This is a genomic window from Bradyrhizobium sp. B097, from assembly GCF_038957035.1.
In the GTDB taxonomy this organism is placed as follows: Bacteria; Pseudomonadota; Alphaproteobacteria; order Rhizobiales; family Xanthobacteraceae; genus Bradyrhizobium.
On record NZ_CP152412.1, the window covers coordinates 8156207 to 8177805 of the forward strand.

Genomic DNA, 21599 nt, shown 5'->3' on the forward strand with positions numbered 1-21599 from the left:
CTCGTCTATCTTTCCCTCAAGCTTTCCTGCCGATAGCGAAGCACCGGTGACATGAGATATTCGATGATTCGTCTGGTGCCGGTCTTGATTTCCACTGTGACAGCCATACCGGGCGCAAGACCGACGAGCTTGTCATCGATCTGCATCTGGGTTTCATCGAGCGCAACGCGCGCGGAGTACACGAGCTCCTGCCCTTCCGGCTCACTGGAGTCCGACAATGCGCCGCTTGTCTTGCCCGCAGATGCCTTTTCATTCGGCTTGTCGCGCACTATCGCATCCTGCGATACGCTGGTCACCCTGCCATGCAGCAGACCATAGCGCGTGAAGTTGAAAGTATCGATCTTGACTTCAGCGAACTGGCCGGCGCTGACAAACCCGATATCCCGGTTCGAAATCATGGCCTCCGCCTCGAGATGGCTGTCGGCCGGCACAATCAGCATCAACTGCTGCGCTGGAGTTACGACACCACCCACGGTGTGAAGGATGAGTTGCTGAACGGTCCCGTCGATCGGAGACCGCAGAACCTGTTCATCCATCTTTCGCTCGGCCTTGACGAGATCCTGTGCGAACTCGTCGACCTTCTTCTGTGCATCCGCGAGATCACTGAGCACCTGGCGCTCGTAGCCGGCCTTGGTTTGGCCAAACTGCTGCTCGAGCGCCTGTTTTGCAGCCGTCAGCTCCGCCAGTTTTCGCTGCTGAACGATCCGTTCATTTTGCTGGTCGACCAAATGGGTCTGCGCATCGAGATAGGCGATACGGTTGCCATACTGGATTTCCATGGCCTTGCGCCGGACGGTCGCAGTTTCCTCGACCATTGGCATCGACGCATCGATCTTATCAATAGCGGCGTCGATCGATCGGGCCTCGGCGACTTTTTGCTCGATCTGTCGCGTGATCGACGCCAGCTTTGCCGACTGTTCGGCCGCTTGCGCCTGCTCCGCCAATCGAGCACGCGAGACATCCGTCGCTGGTGCAGCTGCCGGCGCGACTAGGTTAAGGGGTGCCTCGCGGGCATCGAAGCTGTCACGCAGGGCTTCGAGACGAGCGACATCGAGCTGGCTCGCGGTCAGGTCCTTTTGTACATGCTGGCGTTCAGCCTGGGTCACCGTCCGATCCATTTCGACCAGGATCTGGCCCGACACGACGTGGTCGCCATCCTGGACATGAATAGCGGATACAATTCCCGTGTCGAGCGGCTGTATCGTCTTGGTGCGCCCCGTTGGCACGATCTTGCCCGGCGCGGTCGCAATGATGTCGACATGCCCGAAGGTTGCCCAGGCGATCGCAATGGCAAAGAACAGAATGATGGTACCGGCAATGGCGCGGCCGACCGGAGAGGCCGGCGTCTCCAGTATCTCGAGCGCCGCGGGTAAGAACTGACGCGCGGTATCGCCACGCGGCCGCCGGAACGGGAGAATGTTCGCGCTCACTTTGTCCTTGGCAGAGCTCTCAGCCGACAACATGAAGCCCCGCCTGGATCTGGTGCAATGTCGCGTAGCGGCCGGCCCTGGTCATCAGCTCATCGTGGGTGCCGTCTTCGACAAGACGTCCGCCTTCAATCGTGATGATACGGTCGGCGTGCCGCACGGCCGACAGCCGGTGCGCGATGATAAAGACGGTGCGTCCAGCGGAGATCCGGCGCATGTTGCGCTGAATGATGCTTTCGCTCTCATAGTCGAGCGCGCTGGTCGCCTCATCGAAGATGAGGATCCTGGGATTCATGACCAGCGCCCGGGCGATCGCAATGCGTTGGCGCTGGCCGCCCGACAGGCTCGCGCCCCGCTCCCCGACCACCGTGTTGTATCCATCCGGCAGTCCAAGAATGAACTCATGGGCGCCCGCGAGCTCCGCGGCGGCGATCACCCGCTCCATCGGCATGCCCGGCTCGGCCAGCGCGATATTCTCCCTGATCGTGCGGTTAAACAGCACGTTCTCCTGCAGGACTGCCCCCACCTGCCGGCGCAGCCAGGCGACGTCGGCCACCGTCAGATCGATGCCATCGATCAGCACCCGGCCCGCTTCGGGGACATAAAGGCGCTGCAACAACTTTGTGAGGGTCGATTTTCCCGAGCCCGAGGGGCCAACGATGCCGATGACCTGGCCAGCAGCGACTTTGAGCGAGATGTCGTGCAGCGCAAGTGGGCCGTCGACCCGGTAGCGGAAGTCAATATGATCGAAGGTGACGTCGCCGCGGATCGCCGGCAGCACTGCTCGGGAAGCATCGAACGCCGGTTCCGGCGTGGCGTTCAAGATATCACCCAGCCGCGCGATAGAGACCCGCGCCTGATGAAAATCCTGCCAAACCTGCGCCAGTCGCAACACCGGTTGGGCGACGCGCCCGGCCAGCATGTTGAAGGCGATCAGTTCACCGACCGATAGCTGACCTTCGATGACCAGATGGGCGCCAAAATAGAGCGTGAGCGCCGTAACAACCTTGCTGATGAACTGAACGAATTGGCTGGTCCAGTTGCCGAGCGACAGCACGTCGAAGCTGGAGCCGACATACCCGGCAAGTTGCTCCTCCCAGCGCCGCTGCATCTGTGGCTCAATCGCCATCGCCTTCAAGGTCTGGATAGCCGTGACACTTTCAACCAGGAACGCCTGATTCTCGGCGCCGCGGTCGAACTTCTTCTCAAGCCGGCGTCGGAACACGGGGGTCACCCCGGCCGACAGCGCGACATAGAACGGGAATGACCCGACCACGATCCAGGCGAGAAGTGGTGAATAGTAGAACATCACTGCGAGGAAGACGATGGTGAACGCGAGGTCGACTACCAGCGTCAGCGCGGAGCTGGTCAGGAAGTTGCGGATGTTTTCCAGTTCCCGCACGCGCGCGACCGAATCGCCCGCCCGACGCGCCTCGAAATAAGCGATCGGAAGGGCGATCAAATGCTTGAAAAGCCGCGTTCCCAGTTCGACGTCGATCCGATTGGTCGTGTGCGAGAACACATAGGTGCGAAGCGCGCCCAGCACGGTCTCAAAAATCGAGACTGTGATCAGCCCGACCACCAGAACGTCGAGTGTCGTAAAGCCACGATGGGTCAACACCTTGTCGGTCACGACCTGAAAGAACAGTGGTGTGACCAATGCGAACAGCTGCAGGAAGAACGAGGCCACCAGCACTTCGCCGAGCAAGCGTCGATACTTGTGCATCGCCTGCAGGAACCAAGTGATGTCGAAGCGCCGTGCGAGGTCAGCAAGCGATGCCCGGCGCGCCATCATGACCAGGCGACCGGTCCATTTGTCGAGAAATTCTGCACGCCCGAGCCGTTGCGGCCGACCGACGACGGGTATCTGCACGAGCACGTCGTCGGCTGTCGCGCGGCCGAGGATCAGAAAGCCGCCGTCCTTCAGCTCGGCAATTGCCGGCAGCGGAAGCGCCGCGAGCTGCGGCCATTTTGCCGACACCACCTTTGCCTTCAATTTCAGCTGCTTGGCACAGCGAAGCATTTCGGTGACGCCGATCGCTTCACTCGAGAAACGATGCCTGATCTGTTCCGGATCGATGGAAATCTGATGGAAACGAAGCAGCAACTGCAGTGACTGCAGCCCCGAATGATTGTTGATCGCTTCCATCGAACGATTTCCAAAACCTCGCCCGACAAGCATCTGTCGAGCACGTCCCACCGCCAGGCGTGGAGGTACCTTGCCTGCCACACCCCAAACTCCTTCGATGAGCGCAAAAGATCACCGCTCGTCGGACGCAACGTCCACGAGTGTCAGATTCTCACTTGTCCTATCGAAGGAGACATGACTCAGCGACCGCGGCAGAGCACTGCCGTGTCGTCGCGCCGGTCACACTGCCAACGAGTGGAAGAGAAACGTGGTATCTTTAGAGACGCCCCAGCGCCGATCGCATCAACGACCCGTATTCCTGACCCTAGCCACCATCAACTTCAGTTTCTAACTGCGGCAGTTTGTCACGCAAGAGACACGCTGACAAGTTGCAAATTACAGAACGCTCACGCGGGCTCTGGACAATGGCGGTTCCACAAAAATTGGAACCAAGCGCTCAGATGACGCGCTACATTTCGATGCTCGGAAGTCGCACCGTGTGGCTAATGCGGGCCGAGGCGAAGCGCGCATCCTGCTTGCTTCGACGTTCCGGTGGATGGAGCCCAATGCAACTACGTGGAGCAGCGGATCATTTTGCCAGACCATTACAGGGCCCCGACAAGTACGGCGGCCTCGCCGAGCGTTGTCTCGGTTGCTGCAGCATTGCTGGATCCGTCGACCGCCGTTACCGATGTCGCGGGCGTCGCGTTCTGTGCATAAGGAAGGCCGCTGTCGCGGGAGAGCCGGAGGAGATCAGGCAATCCCTGCGCGCGTACGTGGTCGAGAGCTGGATCCGCAACGTAGACACGTTGCATGTCCGCCCGAACGACTGTCGCCGTGCGTGTATCCGGCCCAAACTCCGCCGCCACGCACGGCACGATCTCCAGGAGCTGCACGAAGCAGGCGACTTTCAGCAGGCGTCCTGCGGAAGTGGATAGCGATCTCATCATACTCCGCGCCACCCCAGGCGACCCGCCTTTGCAAAATTCGGCCTCGGCACGAAGCCCTTAGAATTGAGCTTAAGCGAAACTGATATCAGGGTAGGCCGGATCCTGGATTGCCAGTTCGCGCCAATCTCACAGGACGGTGACAGCTGTGCGCAATACAGTCGCCGTTAGAGCACATCAAGGGAGACGTTCCGGGACGTCCGTTGGGCGAGTAGCGTGCGGAAACAGCCAAGGAGCACGCAGAGACCAGCTGACTGCTATCAGGAGTGCTCAAAGGGGGCCGACTTACCGGATCACTCTGCAAACTTGCAAGAACCCGCTGGCATAGAATTCGGCATGTCCTCGCTTCATGGTTTCCACGTGCTCAGGATGCGTGCGCCAGGCTTCGAGCGCCTCCTCTGAAGCGAAGCGAAACACAGTCAACTCCTCGCCATCAGCCGCCTTGAACGACTTGACCGACAGGAATCCCGGAAGATCGCTGACAATCTTGTACATGCGTTCGGCTAGCCGGTCATATTCGCTGAGGGGGCGTCATCGCGTCGTTTGAGATCGCCAATCACAATCACTTCGCCAATCATGTTGTCATCCATTCGTTCAGTGAGTTCCCGCCGGCTTGAGAGCAAGCGCACCCGAACGATAGTTCGATTTTGCGATCGGTCTTGTTACACCTTCGCGCGACGCCGTCGACGTCCGCTCCCAACGCGCGAGGCGCCGCGGACAGGCGGATTGTTCAACGGCAGGCTCACGCCTGCGCCGGCACGACGTCAGGGAAGTCGAGCTCGACCTGGGAGATGTTGCTCATGAAGTTGGTGTACAGGAACTGCGCCGTGAGGCCGGCGATGGCGACAATGTCGCCGTCGGTGAACCCGGCCGCGCGCACATCGGCGAGCTGCTCATCGCTCACCTTGCCTCGCCTGTCTGCGATGGCCTTGGCGAAGCGAACAGCGGCAGCGCGCTTCGGGTCGCGCGATTTGCCTTCGCGATTGAGATCGAGCTCCCCGGCGTCAAGCTTCGCGAGCCAGGAGCCCAGGAATACGTGCGACTGCGCGCAATACTTGCAGCCGCTGTCTTCCGAAACGGCCAGGCCCATCGATTCGATGGTCGCGACGTCCAGGGTTCGGGAAAGCGTCCCCGATAGGGCCACGAAGGCAGCGAGTGTATTGGGGCTGAGGGCCATAAACCGGAACAGCGCCGGCGTCCAGCCGAGCCGCTTGGCAACCCCTTCAAGGGTCGCATGAGTCTCTGCTGGCGCCTCGGCCAGACTCGGAATCGCTATACGTGACATTGAAGTTCTCCTTTGCGATGCAGGCGGATTCTCTTTGCCATGCCGGCCGGATGTCCGCGGCGAGCCGTCCTTGCTTCGTCTTCGCCCAACCTTGACCCGGGTCGGTCAGGCTTTGTTCAGGGCGCCAACAAGGGTTTGGAAGCCAACCCATCCCCAATAAACCCGGTGATGGGCGATCAGGCCGTTGGCAATATCCATGACCTCGACCAAATCCACCTGGTCGCCCTTCGGAGTCTCGCGCGGATATTCCCAGATCAGCTGCCGTCCGTTGGAATAGAACAGCCCGGTGCGATACCAGTTGGCGAGCTCGTTTCCGAGCTTGCGAAATCCGGCCTCGAAAAATGGCCTGATCTCGCTCTTTCCCCGCAGAACCCCCGCCTTCCGATCCTTCAGCGTGACCAGGATCGCAGCCGTCTCAAATATGGCATCTTCTGCATAGAGCGCGATCAGCCCATCCACGTCCTTCTGGACGATGGTTGTTTGCCATCGATCGTAGATGTAACGGATCTGCGCATCGGTATTTTCGGTCATGGGTGGCTCCCTGCAATTTCTGCAAGGAACATGGGTCAAGCCGCTCGAAACCCCAATCTCAGAGCGTTCGGCGTTTGTCGCAGATCATCCGGAAATCGCTTGTCTTGGCTGCCGACAAGCAGCTGAGGTGACGCCGCTAACGGATGGATCCGGCCGTCGGCTCCCGCCGCCAGCGGTCGAGGCGATTCCGATGGCGTGGTCCGCACTGTGGGAGCACATCAGCGCGGCCCTACAGGCATCGCGCTCCATCGGCGGCTAGGCGGCGCTCGGATTGCGAAGTCTCCTAAGGTAAGCGTACGGCGTGGTCCCATGGACAGCCTGGAACGCGCGAAGGAAGCTCGTGCGCGCGCTGTAGCCGCAGTCTTCGGCGAGCTGGTCCATCGACGTCTCGCCAGAACCGAGGAGCGCCACCGCCTGGCGCATTCTCAGGTCCCGTAACGTCGCCATGGGCGCCTTGCCGAACAGCCGCGTAAACCGCTCGGCGAAGAGAGTTCGGCTGAGACCGGCCGTCTGGGCCAGGCTCTTTAGCGAATGCGGTGCGCTCGGCCGAGCGACCATGTCGGCGAAGGCGCGAGCGATCTGCGGATCGCTCAACACCGCGAAGCGCTCGACCCAAAGGTTCATCGAGCTCAGCGAACGGCGTAGCAGCGTCACAAGAACCTGTTTCAGGAGAGCGTTCGACATAGCGCCCGCCCCAACCTCTTCGGTAATGAGCTCGGCCAGGGCAGTCTTCAGCCGGACATCGAGGTGATGACTTTCGTCGAACTGCTCGACGATTGGCGTCATGAGGTCGGAAAACAGCTCGACGTTCGCTCCGTACCGCGCGCAGAAGTACCCGCAGATGAGGATCATCCGATATGGGCCGCCCCCAACCTCGTAGCGGCGGATCGCCCCTGGCGGAAAAACCTGATCCCGACCGCGTAACGTCGTGTCGGGGCCAGCGGCTGCCTCCCCTCCGGCCGCCTCAATTTGGAACAGGAGCCCTTTCGGCATGACCATGAGAGTGTGCGGCTTCACCGCCATCGGCTCCTGACCTGCGATCCGGAGGAGCCCCGAACCCGCGAGGCAGTAGTGGATGGCCGGCCTGGGGGGACCGCCACCGAGCTCGAGCCGCCAGCCCGGACTCACGAGGCATTCGGCCAAGCCCAGGAATTCGACATCCAGCGCCGTGACCAGATCATCGAGATCGGCGCGAGACTGTCGAACGAGGAGTTGCACGCCCGTTCTCACCCTTCAGCTCCTCCACTGCCGCCCCCTCGGCGTCCGGCATGCGTCGAGGATCAGCGCGTCAATCATAACATTTTCAAAGCGGACCGTCCCTTGTGATGAACGATGAGACGATGCAAGGCTAAGCCGTCAGTTTGCGCCCAACCTCGGTCGGTGTCACACTCGCGAGCGAGCATTTCGCAGGATCCACTCGCGGGCAGCCATGAGCAGCTTCTCAAGAAAGCGTGGATCGGCATGCGGCACGAACCGGTCGAAACATTCGATCGTGGTGGCCTCAAACAGTCCTGCGCGGGTATAGGGTTCATTGGCCATCAAGCCGTCGACTTCGGCCCGGTTGCCCCGCAGGATCAGGAACATGCCTTTGACCGTGCCGTCCTCGTCCATCAGCGCGCCGCCTTGCTCCAGAGAGTTCCGGTTCGCGATCATATACTCGAGGTGAACGTCACGGATACTCAGCCGCGCATCCGCGCCGCCGGGCCTGTAGAGACATCGCACAACCGTCAGCATCGGATTACCCTACGCGGCTCCCTTGTTCTCTCCGGGGAGCGGCGCGCGGATCGCATCGAACTGCCCGATCAGGTGCTGCTGCTCCCGCTCCACTGCGACGAGACTTCTCGCTTTGACGTGACCAAAGCCTCTGATCCTCTCAGGCAGCGCCGCCAGCCGCACGGCAGTATCGAGCGTCGCCGGTGACAAGCCGGCTAGCAGATGTTCGACGAGCGTCCGATAATCGCCGATCAGGCGACGTTCCGTCTTGCGCTCGTGGCTGTAGCCGAAGAGATCGAGCGGCGTCCCCCGCAGGAATTTCAAGCGGGCCAGCAGCGCAAACAGACGTATCATCCAGGGGCCGAAGGTGAGCTTGCGTGGCTCGGCACCGCTTGACCCCGGCTTTGCAACGAATGGGGGCGCAAGATGGAAGCGGAGCGTGAAGTCACCGTCGAACTGCCGGCTCAGCGCCGCCGCGAATTCCGGGCTCCGGTAGAGCCGGGCGACCTCGTATTCATCCTTGTAGGCCATGAGCTTGAACAGATTGTTCGCCACCGTGCGGGCGAATGGCAGACCGGCGCGAACGCCGAGCCGCCGCTCGGCCGCGGCGCATCGCTCGACCAAATCGCAGTACCGCGCCGCGTAGGCTGCGTTCTGATAGTCGGTCAATTGTGTCATGCGCCGTTGCAGAAGCACGCGCCAATCCTCCGGCTGGGCAGCGACGACGGCCATTTGCGCTGCCCCGGCAGCCACTACGCGCCCAAAGGCGAACGCGCGCCTGTTGGACTCGACCGCCACGCCGTTCAGCGCGATCGCCTGAAACATTGCCGCCTCGCTGACCGGGATCAACCCTTGCTGCCAGGCATGACCGATCAGGACCATGTTGACGGCGGTCGAATCCCCGAACTCATCCTGTACGCGCTTGTGCGCGTCGAAGCTCGTCAGCATCTCCCCGCTCGAGGCATGGCGCACCTTCTTCAACAGCTCGTCGGCGCGGGAGTCGAAATCCGGGTCGCGGGTAAATTCCGCTGTGGAACCGATATGGGTGTTGGCGAGCACCCGCGTCGAACCGTGACGGATAGTGCCGAGGCTATCGGGCAGGCTGCCGACGATAAGATCACCCACGATCACGCCGTCGGCCTCGCCCCAGTCGATGCGCGGCTGGTTGATCCGCGTTCCGGGGCGGCCGAGCCGCAAATGACACATCACCGAGCCGCCCTTCTGGGCCACCGCCGTGAAATCAAGCTCGGCGACCTCGAGGTGATCGAGATGCGCCGCCATCGCGACGATGGCACCAACGGTGATGATGCCGCTACCACCGACACCGGCGATCAGCAGATTGTGCGGCCGGCCTTCGGGCAGTGCGAGCGACGGCTTCGTCAGGCGTTCGGCGCGTGCGATCCAATCCGTGGCAGAGGCTTGCGGCTTACGGAGCTTGCCGCCGATCACGGAGACGAAACTCGGGCAGAAGCCGTCGACACAGGAGAAATCCTTGTTGCAAGAGGTCTGATCGATGGCACGTTTCAGGCCAAGGTCAGTCTCCAGCGGCACGATCGAGAGGCAATTGGAGGCCTTGCCGCAATCACCGCAGCCCTCGCACACCGCGCTGTTGATGAACAGGCGCTTGTCGGGATCGGGGTAAGTGCCCCTCTTGCGGCGGCGGCGCTTCTCCGCCGCGCAGGTCTGGTCGTAGATCAGGACGGTGACGCCCTTGATGGCGCGCAGTTCGCGCTGGATCGCATCCAGCTCGTGGCGATCGTGCACGGAGACACCGGGCTCGAGCGCGACGCCGGCGTAGCGCACGACGTCATCGGTTGCCACCACCACCTTCTTCGCGCCTTCACTCAGCATCTGGCGTGCGACCTGCGGCACGGTCAGCTGGCCGTCAACCGGCTGCCCGCCGGTCATCGCCACCGCGTCATTGAACAGGATCTTGTAGGTGACGTTGTTGCCGGCCGCGATCGACTGCCGGATTGCAAGATAGCCAGAATGGAAATAGGTGCCCTCGCCCATATTCTGAAACACATGCTGCGTCGTGGTGAAGCTGGCCTGCCCGACCCAGTCGACGCCTTCGGCACCCATCTGGGTGAGGCCCGAGGTCTGCCGATCCATCCAGCTCGCCATAAAGTGGCAGCCGACCCCAGCCAGTGCCACGCTGCCCTCCGGCACCTTGGTCGAGGAATTGTGCGGACAGCCCGAACAGAAATACGGCAGACGGCGCATGCCGTCCGCCGTATTGCTGAGCGCCGGCGGCTTCTCGAACGCCGTCGCGGCGCCGGTCAACGCGAGGTCAGGCCGGACCGCCGCCAGCCACATCGACAGCGGGCCAAGCAGCGAGGACGGCCTGTGCTGTCCAAGCGCCGAGATGAGCGGCGCGCCATGCAGATCGCGGCGGCCGGCGATGCTCGGCCTGCGATCGGCCGGGCGGTTGAACAGGATGTCCTTGACCTGATCTTCGACGAGACTGGTCTTTTCTTCGACGACCAGGATGTGTTTCAATCCAGCGGAAAATGTCTCGAAACCATCGCGGTCCAACGGAAACACGAGCCCGGGCTTCCAGATGCGCACGCCCGCTTGGGCCAGTCGTTCGGGCGGAAGACCGGCGCGCGACAAAGCTTCCACCACGTCGAGCGCGGTCTTGCCCGCCGCGACAATGCCGATTTCGGCGCGCGGCGAGCCGATCAAGAGCCGGTCTAGCGGGTTGGCACGCGCAAAGGCCGAAATCGCTTCGAGCCGGCGCATCATGCGGACTTCGATGGCCGGGGTCAGAAAATCACGCGTAGCATAGCCAAGATCTTCGCGCGTCAGGTTCTCCAGGTCGGGACCCGCAAACCGCGGCAACGCTTCAGAGCGAAAGCTCCGGCTGCTCTCGACGGTCTCAGAGATCGCCTTGAAGGCGACCCAGGCTCCGGAAAAGCGCGACGCCGCCCACCCCCAGAGGCCGAACAAGACGAATTCATCCACGCTTCCGGGGTGGATGACCGGCATGCTCCATCCCAACAGAGAGCAGTCACTCGCGTTTGGAATGGTCGACGACGTCGCGGCATGGTCGTCGCCAACGACGAGCAGCACACCGCCCTTCTCCGACGCGCCTGCGGCATGGCCATGCCGGATCGCATCGCCGGCCCGGTCGAGCCCGGGCCCCTTGCCGTACCAGAGCGCAAACACGCCATCGACCGTGCGATTGGGGTCGCCGCCGACGCGCTGCGTGCCGGAAACGGCGGTCGCAGCGAGATCCTCGTTCACCGCAGGTAGAAATCTGATCTCGTGCTGGCCGAGCGCAGATTTCGCCCGCCACAGTTCCGTATCGACGCCCGCCAACGGCGAGCCGCGGTAGCCGCTGATGAAGCCTGCCGAGCGGATCCCGTCACGGCGATCAGCGAGCCGCTGCATGACCATCATGCGCACCAGCGCCTGTGTACCCGACGCAAAGACGCGCCCTTCCGGCCGGGTTACGGCATCCTCGAGGCGATAACGGAGATCGACGCCGCCTTGGTCGGGTTCGAGTAGAGACATGACAAGCTTCCCTGTTCGTTTGCTGTCACGTGCATCGCGCCGCTACTGGTAGGGACGATACGCGCCGACATCCAGGATCTTCCCGGGATTCATGATGTTGCGGGGATCGAGCGCACGCTTCACTGCGCAAAGCGCCGCCATCGCTTCGCCCCGCTCTGCGGCGAGATAGCCGATCTTGCCGGTGCCGATCCCGTGCTCGCCCGTACAGGTCCCGCCAACCGCGTGTGCGCGCGCGATCATGCGGGCGTTCAGTTCGGTGACGCGCGCCTGCTCGTTGTGATCATCTGGCCCTACCAGGACGCAGAGATGAAAGTTGCCGTCGCCCACATGGCCGCACATCGGGGCGATCAGCCCAAGTTCGGCAACATCCGCATGCGTCTGCGCAACGACCTCGGGCAGCGCCGAAATCGGCACGCAGATATCGGTCGGGATTCCCAGCGAGCCCGGACGCAGGGCCAACGCCGCCCACCAGATATCGTGACGCGCTTGCCAAAGCCGGTTTCGTTCCTCGGTCGCCGTAGCCCATCGGAAGTCACCGCCGCCGTACTCTTTGGCGATCTCGGCCATCATCTCGACCTGCTCGTCGACCGCACGATCCGTGCCGTGGAATTCCAGGAACAGCGTCGGGCAAACGGCAAGGTTAAGTTTCGAGTAACGGTTGCAGGCTTCGACCTGCAACGCATCCAGAAGCTCGGCACGTGCAAGCGGAATAGCGCTCTGCAGTGCTGCGACCACGGCCGATACAGCAGCTCGTACGGTCGGAAATGTGCAGACGGCAGCGGCGATACGCTGGGGGATCGGCGCAAGCCGCAGCGTCGCCTCGGTGATGATGCCGAGCGTTCCCTCCGCGCCGACGAAAAGGCGCGTCAGGTCGTAGCCGGCCGACGACTTCCTCGCCCGCGTTCCGGTTTCGATCAACTGACCATCGGCGAGCACCACGGACAGCGACATGACGACCTCCCGCATCGTTCCGTACCGCACGGCATTGGTACCGGAAGCCCGGGTCGATGCCATGCCGCCGATCGATGCATCGGCACCAGGGTCGACCGGAAAGAACAATCCGGTATCCCGCAGTGACGCATTCAGCGTCTTGCGCGTCACGCCTGCTTCCACCCTGCAATCGAGATCGTCGGCCGACACACGCAGGATGCGGTTCATGCCGGAAAGATCGATGGTGACACCGCCCTGCTCGGCGCTGATCTGCCCCTCGGTCGAGGTACCCGTGCCGAAGGGCACGATGGGGCAGCTATGTTGATGACAGATCCTGACCGCATCGACGACATCCGCGGTGGCGCGTGCGAACAGTACGGCGTCAGGCGTCTCGGTGCGATGCGCGGTGACGCCGGTGGCGTGATGGCGGCGGATTGCGTCAGCGGTCGTGAACTGATCGCCGAAGCGGCCGCCGAGACGGGTGATCGCCTGCGTCGTGTTCTGCTTCACTATCGCCTCCCCGAGAGCCGCTGCCGGCCATCGTCAGCCGCCGTCATCGACCCACCGAGATAGGCGTCAATGATGCGCGGGTCGGCCGCAATTTCACTTGCCCCGCCGGCAAGATGGACCGCTCCGTTCTCGAGCACATAGGCGCGATCGGAAATCCCCAATGCGGCACGCGCGTTCTGCTCGATCAGGAGAATAGAGACGCCATCATCCTTCAGGCGCTGTATGATGCGGAACATCTCGGCGACGATCAGCGGCGCAAGGCCGAGGCTCGGTTCATCAAGCATCAGGAACGACGGACGCAGCATCAGCGCGCGGCCGAGCGCCAGCATCTGCCGTTCTCCGCCGCTCAATGTGTCGGCGCGCTGCTCGCGCCGCTCGGCAAGGCGTGGAAACAGCTTGAAAACCTCGGTAAGCCGCGACGCCATGTCGAAGCCGACCTCACCGCGCAGCGCGAACGCGCCGAGCCTTAGGTTGTCGAGGACGCTCATCGGTCCAAACAGGTCGCGCGTCTCAGGCACCAGGGAAATGCGTGCCCTTATCCGCGCCTCGATCGAACGCGCCGCCGAGGGCCAGGCTGGAAACGCAAGGCTGCCCTCGAAAGGAATGAGGCCCATGATCGCATTCACCAGCGAGGTCTTGCCCGCGCCATTCGGCCCAATTACCGCCGTCACCTCGCCTGCATGCGCCTCGAGCGAGACATCGCTCACCGCGAGCAGCCGGCCATATCTGACCGAAAAGCGTTCGATCCTCAGAAGGGCCGTCATGCTGCCGCTCCGAGATAGGCTTCCTGCACGCCGGTGTCGGCGCGAACGTCGTCGGGACGACCGTAGGCGATGCGGCGGCCGAAATTCATCACCATCAACCGATCGGCCAGGCGGAACACGAAATCCATGTCGTGCTCCACCAGCACGATCGCGAGGCCCTCGCGCCGCAACTGCGCGAGAAGCTCGGCCAACGCGACCTTCTCATTCATCCTTAATCCAGCCGCAGGCTCGTCGAGCAGCAACAGCACGGGATCGGCCGCAAGCGCGCGAGCAATCTCAAGCAACCGCTGATGGCCGAGCGACAGGTTGCCGGCGAGCTCGAACGCCTTGTCCGCAAGCCCTACGCGATCGAGCAGATGCCTCGACCATCCGAGCAATTGCCTCTCTTCGGTGCGATCGAGGCGGAGCGAATTGGCGAACAGGCCGCAGCGACCGAGATGGGTCGCCCCGATTGCAACATTCTCCAGCAACGTCATGTCTTGCACGAGCGCAGCATGCTGGAAAGTCCGAGAAAGGCCGCGCCGGCACATATCGCGCGCGCTCGCCCGCAACAGCGGCGCGCCGAGGAAGCTCAGCTCGCCCTGGCTGGGCAGCAGCGCGCCGCTGATGAGATTGAACAGTGTGGTCTTGCCCGCACCGTTGGGGCCCAGAATGCCGAGAATCTCACCGCTCTTGACATGGAAGCTGATGTCGTCGACCGCAACCAGCCCCCCGAACCGTCGCTGAAGGTGACTTGCCGTAACCACGGTCAGGCCATGTTCGGGCTTTGGCCGCCGATGCGGCAGAATCACCGGTTCGATATCCAGGGCCGGAGCGGCCTTCGGCGCGATCCACTGTTCCAACAACGGCCATAGGCCCTTCCGCGCCTTCTGCAGCACCACGATCATGATGGCTGCGAACACCAGGAGCTCGAGCCGTGTGGTCGGACCGAACACGATTTTCAGGAGATCCTGCAACTCGTGCTTGATGATGGTCACGAGGCCCGCGCCTAGCACAGCGCCCCATAGCTGGCTGCTTCCGCCGATCACCGTCATGAAGAGATAGTCGATGCTGGCGGTGAGCCCGAAGGGCGTCGGGCTAAGGTAGCGCTGCGCGTGGGCGTAGAGCCAGCCCGCGATGGCGCTTATGACGGCGGCGAGCACGAAGGCCGTCAAGCGATAGCGATAGGCATTGGCGCCGAACGTCTCGGCGATCGCCGGCCCGGTTCGCAACGAGCGCAGGACGCGCCCGGTCCGTGACGCCAAAAACTGACGGCACCAGGCCATTACCAGGACGATTGTGACCAGCGCCAGATAGTAGCCCTGCCGCTCGCTGCGCAGATCGAATCCGCCGACGCTTACCGGCGCAATCCCTGTCAGGCCGTTGAAGCGGCCGAGCATCTCGGAATTGCCGACCAGAAAGTAGAAGCTGATGCCGAAGCAGAGCGTGGTCAGCGCAAGATAATGTCCGCTCATGCGTACGGTAACGGCGCCGATCAATCCGGCAACGACGCCAGCAGTCATCACGGCGCCGACAAGCCCGATCCAGGCCGAGCATCCAAGGCGCGTCGACAGATACCCGGACACATAGGCGCCAAGCCCGACGAATGCCGCTTGGCCGAACGATACCATGCCGGCGACGCCTGTCATGAGCACCAGGCCGAGGCAGGCGATGGCGGCGATCATCACATACGTGATGACCTCGACCTGATAGACCGGCAACAGCACCGGCGACGCTGCCGCCACAACGAGTGCAAGCAAGGGGGCAAACCGGATCAGGCGCGTCATTCGAGACCATCCTCCGGCGCAACTGTTGAGACGGAGCGCCAGAACAGCACGGGAATGATGACAAGAAAGACGATGACGTCGCGATAGGCGCTGGCCCAGAACGAAGCAAAAGCCTCCACCGTGCCAACCAGCAGTGCGCCCGCAGCGGCGAGAGGATAGACCGCCATGCCGCCGACGATGGCACCGACAAAGCCCTTCAGGCCGAGGAGGAAGCCGGAGTCATAATAAAGTGTCGTGGTCGGCCCGATCAGCAGTCCGGAAATCGCAGCGGCGATCCCCGTCAAGAGAAACACCGTCCGGCCAGCCGCCACCGTGCTGATGCCCACGATTTCCGCACCGCGCCGATTGTGCGCTGCCGCCAACAAAGCGCGCCCGCGCAGCGAGAAACGGAAGAAGAGGTAGAGCGCTGTGACAACCGCGGCGCTGCTGGCGAGCACGCCGGCGGCCTGCGGTGTCACGATCATTCCGAACAGGGCAAACGGAGCGCCGGAAAAGCCTTCGGTGCGCACGCCCTCCGCACCGAAAACATGCAGCCCAATGCTGCTCAGCCCGAGATGCGCCGCGACCGCTGCGATCAGCAGGACCAGCGGGGAGGCCGAGGCAAGCGGCTGAAAGACAATCCGGTAGATCAACGGACCCAGACAGGCGATCAAGGCGGCACTTACGGCCATCTTCCAGGCCAGCGGGGCCGTCTTCGGCACCAGGAACAACGCTGCCATGACGATCGCCGCCGGCACCAGGCCAAAGCGCAGCAGCGACCGCATTGCGTGTAGCCGATCCCGCAACCTCACCGCTTCGATGACATCGAGTGCGAGGGCGATCGCGGCGGCGACGATCAAGATCCAAACGGTGCCCGGCGGCTGACCGGCTTCGAAGGCGGACAAGGTCAGCGCGGTGAATGCAACCAGATCGCCCTGCGGCACGAAGACGACACGGGTGACCGAGAACACCAGCACGAGCGCAGTCGCCAGCAGAACATAGACTGCGCCGCTGACCAGTCCGTCCTGCAGAAGGATCAATGCAACGTCGGTGTTCATGCTGCTTCGCGTGATTCTCGGCGACAAGCCAATCGGCAGAGGCGCATCACTGCACCAGACGCCATTTTCCGTCGACAATCTGCGTCATCACGCGCGAACGTTCGTCGAGGCCGAGATGATCCGCCGGCGACATGTTGTAGACCCCGTTCGGCCCGGCAACGTTCTTGACGTTCTCGATGGCGTCGCGCAGGGCCACCCGAAACTCTTCCGTTCCAGGTTTGGCGATGTCGGAGGCGACGGAAATTGCCCTGTTGAGGATAAGCTGCGCGTCCCAGAGATAGGCAGCGAAGGTCGAGCGCGCGCCTGCATCCGGGATCGCCTCGTAACGTTCGATGAAGTCGAGGCCAGCCGCTTTCGCCGGATGGCCGTCGGGCAACTGCTCCGCCACCAGCACCGGACCGGCCGGCACGAAGGTCCCTTCGAGCGCCTTACCGCCGATGCGAAGAAAGTCGTTATTGGCGACGCCGTGCGTCTGATAGATCAGACCCTTGTAGCCGCGCTCGACCAGCGTGGTTTGCGGCAGCGCCGCGGGCGTGCCCGATGCGGCGACAAAGACCGCGTCGGGGTTTTGCGAGGTGATCTTGAGAACCTGGCCAAGCACACTCGTGTCGGTGCGCTGATATCGCTCGGACGCCACAACCTTGATGCCGGCGCCATCGAGGAGACCGGTCAGCACCTTGATCCAGCCTTCGCCATAGGCGTCGGTGAAGCCAATGAGACCGACGCTTCTGACGTTCTTGCGCTTCATGTGATCGAGCACGATGGAAGCCATCTGCGCGTCACTCTGCGGCGTCTTGAACACCCAGCGGCGCTTGTCGGTCGGCGGGTCGACGATCAGCGCCGATCCGGCAAGGCTGATCATCGGCGTCTTGCTCTCCGCCACGATGTCGAGGAGCGCCAGCGAATTCGGGGTGAGACTCGGGCCGACGATCGCATCGACTTTCTCGTCCGTGATCAGCTTGCGAGCGTCCGTGACAGTCGTCGACGCGTCGGACGCATCGTCGAGCAGGATGTAGCGGACATCCTGCCCGCCAAGTTTTCGCGGTAGAATGGTCACGGCGCGTTGCTGAGTGATGCCGACGGACGCGGCCGGCCCCGTCGCCGAAATTATCACCCCAATCCTGACCTCGGCATGAGTCGGAACCGCCTGGGTCAGCATTGCGACCACGGCGATGATCAATTTCTTCATGGATCCTCCTCAAGGCCGTTTTTTTTCCGCTCGCCGACGGATCGCCGCCTCGCGCGCGTGCGGCCCCACTTCACAGAGACCGTCGAGCTCTTTCTTAGACCAAACGGTCGGACTAAGAAAGAAAAAAATGAGAACCCGCGACGTTTGTTGACTCGATCCTGGTGTTGAGAAAGCGCCGTGCGCAAACGACCGGGAGGACAACATCGTTTCACGCCGATGTTGAAACCCTGGATTTTCCGTCAATGCGCGGCTTGCAACGCAGAACGCTGTCGGAAGTGGCTCGAGGGACGGCCCGACTGGATGCGCATATCGCCTCCGCCTGGATGCAGGCCGCCCGATCCCGCCACCCACAGGCAATACCGGCTGAAGAGTGCGGCCTTCTCCCGAGCGAAAGAGGCAGCTAGCCGGCCACCCTCATTCCCAATGCGACAGGTTAGGCAGCCCCCCTGAGACAAGCTGGGCCGGATGAGCACAACTTGTATCATGGGTTTATTCGCTCCCGTAACGCATGCCAGCCAGCCGCCTCGATGCGAGCGCTGACCACCTCAAGGCTCGCTATCGCTTGACTGAGCAATCGACGTTCGGTTGCGGCGAGCGGACCAAGCAGGTCATCCTCAATGACACGCGCCATCGCCGCTATCTCGTCGAATGCAGCTTTTCCAGCCGACGTAATCGTCACGGACGCGTACCGTCGATCGGCCTTCGCACTGCTTCGCTCGGCGAAACCGAGGTCAACGAGCTGACTGATGCCGCGGCTCACCGCGAAGGGATCAAGTTCGCAAGCCCTGGATATCTCCGACGCATTCACTCCGCTTCGATCCGCAGCTACTGCGAGCACGCGCCAGGCCCCCTGACTCAGGCGGAAACGCTCACCGTAGAAGGCCTCCAGAGGGCGGGCGACCCGTCCCGCAATGATGGAAAGACGATATGGCAGCCATTCGCCGAGGCGAAGCGCCGGGAGTGCCTCCTCCTTCGCTTTCGTCATGAGACGTCCTTTCAGATTACTATCATTGCGCAAATAGATTGCCCGCCCCTGGCTTCAATGCTTCGTGGGGTTTGGCGCAAGCAACTTTGCTGCGCTACCGGGCCAAAACGACGCGTGTCCAGCATTGACCGGAATTGCTCAAGCCTCGATGGCTGCACGACCTGCTCGATTGCCCCGAAGCAGGTGCGAGGGTATATAGTCCGATCGTTCGAACGATAGACAGGAAAGCTTGTGACGAGACCGCGCTCGCCCGACTACGACAACATACAGGAATCAATCGTCAAGCAGGCTGCCTCGCTGTTCGCCCACCGCGGATATGCCGCCACCTCCATCAACGATATCGCCGCGGCGTGTCGCTGCTCGAAATCCCGTCTATATCACTATTTCGAATCCAAGGACGCCATCCTCGTCTTCATGCTGACCGAGCATGTCGACAAACTGCTGGCAGGCTGTAACGACATCCTTGCCGGACGCGAAAATGATGTGGCGCGCTTTCGCAGATTGATCCGCTTCTTCATGGAGATTTACGCCGTATCAAGCGACAAGCATGCGGTGATGCTGACCTGCCTGGAATTCCTGCCAACCAACGTACGCAAGGATGTGATCAAAAAGCAGCGGCAGCTCATTCAGATCGTCACCGACATCCTCGCAAAAATACGCCCCGATCGCGCAAGGGACGCATCCAACGCGCATATCGATGCAATGCTCTTCTTTGGCATGATCAACTGGACCTATACCTGGTTCAAGCCCGACGGAGACGTACTGCCGACCGAGCTTGCCGATCGTGCGGTCAGCCTGTTTCTCGACGGTTACATCAAGTCCAAGGCCTTCTGAGCCGCTCTCCATTTCCAGGCTCCGCCTCTCGTCGAACAATCGCTCTTCAAATGAAATAGTTGAGCCCGATCTCGCGCGACGTTGACGGAGCGAGCTGGTGCAGGAGCGCGCGGACAACAGACAGGCTCGGTATCACCGAACAGCGCTTTGCTGCCACGACCCTTCCTAGGCTAAGAACGACCACTCGAAGCCAGGACGTCACCACCTGTTGCGGGGCCGGGTGCGAATGGGCTTGTTACCGGTCGCCGGATCATCTCTGGACGAAGATCCTCGATCCGCGCGGCGCCGAGGAGCGCCTGAGCGACGTCGAGTTCGGCATGCAGGAGGCCGAGCGCATGGAACACGGCGTCCTCACCTCCGGCCGCGAGCGCATAGAGCGTGGCACGCCCGATCTGGACAGCATTCGCGCCAAGCGCGATCGCGCGGGCGATATCAACGCCGGTCCGGAAGCCGCTGTCTACCAGCAACGTCAGCTTCCCTTGCGCCTGCGCTACGAACTCCGGCAGAACATCGATCGGCGCCACCGCCCCATCGAGCTGCCGCCCGCCGTGGTTTGAGATCACCAAACCATCGACTCCCACGGCCAGAGCCTTGGCGACATGTGCGGGATCGAGCACCCCCTTGACAATCAGGGGCTTCTTCCAGCGATCACGTAGCCTTGCGACGTCGTCCCAACAAATGGACGCATCGAACTGGCTCTGCATGAGCTCGGCGATCGTGTCGGTTTTGCTAAGCCCGAGCCCTTCGGCCATGACCTTGAGCTGTGGAGCGCCCGTTCGCGCCATCCTCAAACTCCAGCGGGGATGCGCGACGAGGCTCGCGAGCTTTGCCGGGGTCCACCGGAACGGCAGGGAGAATCCGTTGCGCGCGTCGCGTAGTCTCTTGCCGGCAACGGCGTTGTCGACCGTCACCTCGATCGCGTCGAAGCCGAGTGCGTCTGCCTTCTCGACGATTCGGTCACTGAAGGCGCGATCCTTGAAGATATAAAGCTGCATCCATTTGGAGCCGTCGCCGGCCGAAGCGACTTCGTCCTGCGTGCAGGTGCCGGCGCTGCTCATGACAAATGGAATACCGGTCCGACCGGCCGCTCGGGCCAGACCTACGTCCCCGTTCGGCCAGGCCGCTGCGGCAAGGCCTGTTGGTCCGATGATAAGCGGCATTGCGTAGGTCTTGCCGAAGAGCTTCACCTGTTGACTGCGACTGCCTACGTTGACCGGTGCCGAAGCGAGAAGCCGCCTTGCATCCAGCGCAGCCCGATTGTGTGCAAGTGTATTTTCACCATCGGCCCCGCCATCGAAAAAGTCGAAGATCATCGTTGGCAACGCGCGCCGTGCCAACTCGCGATACTCTTCGATCGAATGGACGCGGACCTGGGGTTTCATCAACCGCCCTTCCCGGGCCGATTGAGCGTAAGCGTCGCAACGTTCGCGCGGTAACTGAGCAGCACCGGTCCGTCAGGAATCCAGGTTTCGCGATCCGCGGCAATCGATGTCATGCATAACTCGCGATTGGTTAGATGAGGAAGGACAGCGTGGAGATCGGCTTGTGGTTGTTGACGAGCGACACCTTCTTGCGAACCATCATGAATCCCGCGTCCGATACGCGCAGCCGATATTCATTGCGCGCCGCCCACAGGGTCTCGCCGCGCAGATTATCCTCAAAGATAAACACGTTGGCACGCGCCTCGACTTCGCCTCGGGTCTGCTCGACCAGTTCGACGTTGGAGACGATACGGGCGAGTTCCGATCGTGGCGTTTGCGTGTGATGTCGGCCGGTTTTGAGCTGACTGATCCGCACCCCTATCCGCGAGCGATTGTCGTAGATGATCGACATTTGCGTCTCGGGGTTCGTCGCACCGTTCGCGGGAACCCAATAGATCGCGTCTTCGGTCCACAACGCCTCCCATTCGTCATAGGCGTGCGTATCCTGCAGCCGCGCTTCCATGAACAGGAATTGCTCGACCCGCTCGAGCAGGCTGCCTTTCCTGCTCCCGGATGGTTCCGGGACCGTCGAAATCTCCTTCTGATCCATCGTCGA

Annotated in this window: 17 protein-coding genes; 1 reads left to right on the forward strand and 16 read right to left on the reverse strand. The window is 62.2% G+C overall.

The genetic code is table 11. From position 1 onward, the window contains the following. Positions 1–5 precede the first annotated feature (5 nt). The 14 genes from AAFG07_RS37490 to AAFG07_RS37555 form a co-directional block, all read right to left on the reverse strand. A complete protein-coding gene (locus AAFG07_RS37490; protein ID WP_342724635.1) occupies positions 6–1463 on the reverse strand; it encodes an HlyD family type I secretion periplasmic adaptor subunit in 1458 nt (485 codons plus the stop codon). Beyond that, positions 1450–3576, reverse strand: coding sequence for a type I secretion system permease/ATPase (locus AAFG07_RS37495; RefSeq protein WP_342724636.1), 2127 nt, complete (start codon positions 3574–3576; stop codon positions 1450–1452). Before AAFG07_RS37495 ends, AAFG07_RS37490 begins: the two co-directional genes overlap by 14 nt. Before the next feature lie 1211 nt (positions 3577–4787). Further along, on the reverse strand, positions 4788–4997 hold the full coding sequence (locus tag AAFG07_RS37500) for an antibiotic biosynthesis monooxygenase (protein WP_342724637.1): 210 nt from the start codon (positions 4995–4997) through the stop codon (positions 4788–4790). Positions 4998–5244: 247 nt separating this feature from the next. Next, positions 5245–5787: a carboxymuconolactone decarboxylase family protein gene (locus tag AAFG07_RS37505; RefSeq protein ID WP_342724638.1), complete on the reverse strand. Its 543-nt coding sequence runs from the start codon at positions 5785–5787 to the stop codon at positions 5245–5247. A gap of 105 nt (positions 5788–5892) precedes the next feature. After that, a complete protein-coding gene (locus AAFG07_RS37510; protein ID WP_342724639.1) occupies positions 5893–6318 on the reverse strand; it encodes a nuclear transport factor 2 family protein in 426 nt (141 codons plus the stop codon). Positions 6319–6573: 255 nt separating this feature from the next. Further along, the gene (locus AAFG07_RS37515; RefSeq protein ID WP_342724640.1) at positions 6574–7548 is read right to left on the reverse strand and encodes an AraC family transcriptional regulator; all 975 of its coding nucleotides are present in this window, start codon (positions 7546–7548) and stop codon (positions 6574–6576) included. A gap of 153 nt (positions 7549–7701) precedes the next feature. After that, complete coding sequence (locus tag AAFG07_RS37520) at positions 7702–8052, reverse strand: YciI family protein (RefSeq protein WP_342724641.1); 351 nt, start codon at positions 8050–8052, stop codon at positions 7702–7704. 9 nt (positions 8053–8061) lie between these two features. Then, the gene (locus tag AAFG07_RS37525) at positions 8062–11547 is read right to left on the reverse strand and encodes an indolepyruvate ferredoxin oxidoreductase family protein (RefSeq protein WP_342724642.1); all 3486 of its coding nucleotides are present in this window, start codon (positions 11545–11547) and stop codon (positions 8062–8064) included. Positions 11548–11589: 42 nt separating this feature from the next. Next, positions 11590–12987: an FAD-linked oxidase C-terminal domain-containing protein gene (locus tag AAFG07_RS37530; protein ID WP_342724643.1), complete on the reverse strand. Its 1398-nt coding sequence runs from the start codon at positions 12985–12987 to the stop codon at positions 11590–11592. Further along, entirely contained in the window at positions 12987–13751 is a 765-nt protein-coding gene (locus AAFG07_RS37535; protein ID WP_342724644.1) for an ABC transporter ATP-binding protein, read from the reverse strand. The genes AAFG07_RS37530 and AAFG07_RS37535 overlap by 1 nt, the downstream gene beginning before the upstream one ends. After that, positions 13748–15517, reverse strand: coding sequence for a branched-chain amino acid ABC transporter ATP-binding protein/permease (locus AAFG07_RS37540; RefSeq protein ID WP_342724645.1), 1770 nt, complete (start codon positions 15515–15517; stop codon positions 13748–13750). The genes AAFG07_RS37535 and AAFG07_RS37540 overlap by 4 nt, the downstream gene beginning before the upstream one ends. Further along, entirely contained in the window at positions 15514–16473 is a 960-nt protein-coding gene (locus tag AAFG07_RS37545; protein ID WP_342724646.1) for a branched-chain amino acid ABC transporter permease, read from the reverse strand. The genes AAFG07_RS37540 and AAFG07_RS37545 overlap by 4 nt, the downstream gene beginning before the upstream one ends. 127 nt (positions 16474–16600) lie before the next feature. Continuing rightward, on the reverse strand, positions 16601–17743 hold the full coding sequence (locus tag AAFG07_RS37550) for an ABC transporter substrate-binding protein (RefSeq protein ID WP_342724647.1): 1143 nt from the start codon (positions 17741–17743) through the stop codon (positions 16601–16603). Between the two features lie 481 nt (positions 17744–18224). Then, positions 18225–18728: a MarR family transcriptional regulator gene (locus tag AAFG07_RS37555; RefSeq protein WP_342724648.1), complete on the reverse strand. Its 504-nt coding sequence runs from the start codon at positions 18726–18728 to the stop codon at positions 18225–18227. Between the two features lie 231 nt (positions 18729–18959). On the opposite strand from AAFG07_RS37555, the gene AAFG07_RS37560 reads away from it, so the two are divergent. Next, a complete protein-coding gene (locus AAFG07_RS37560; RefSeq protein WP_342724649.1) occupies positions 18960–19562 on the forward strand; it encodes a TetR/AcrR family transcriptional regulator in 603 nt (200 codons plus the stop codon). 170 nt (positions 19563–19732) lie between these two features. On the opposite strand, the gene AAFG07_RS37565 is transcribed toward AAFG07_RS37560, so the two are convergent. Further along, positions 19733–20944 carry an alpha-hydroxy acid oxidase gene (locus tag AAFG07_RS37565; protein ID WP_342724650.1) on the reverse strand — a complete coding sequence of 404 codons (1212 nt, stop codon included), beginning with the start codon at positions 20942–20944 and terminating at the stop codon, positions 19733–19735. 130 nt (positions 20945–21074) lie between these two features. Beyond that, positions 21075–21593, reverse strand: a complete 519-nt coding sequence (locus AAFG07_RS37570) for an aromatic-ring-hydroxylating dioxygenase subunit beta (RefSeq protein ID WP_342724651.1) — start codon at positions 21591–21593, stop codon at positions 21075–21077. Positions 21594–21599: the final 6 nt, after the last annotated feature.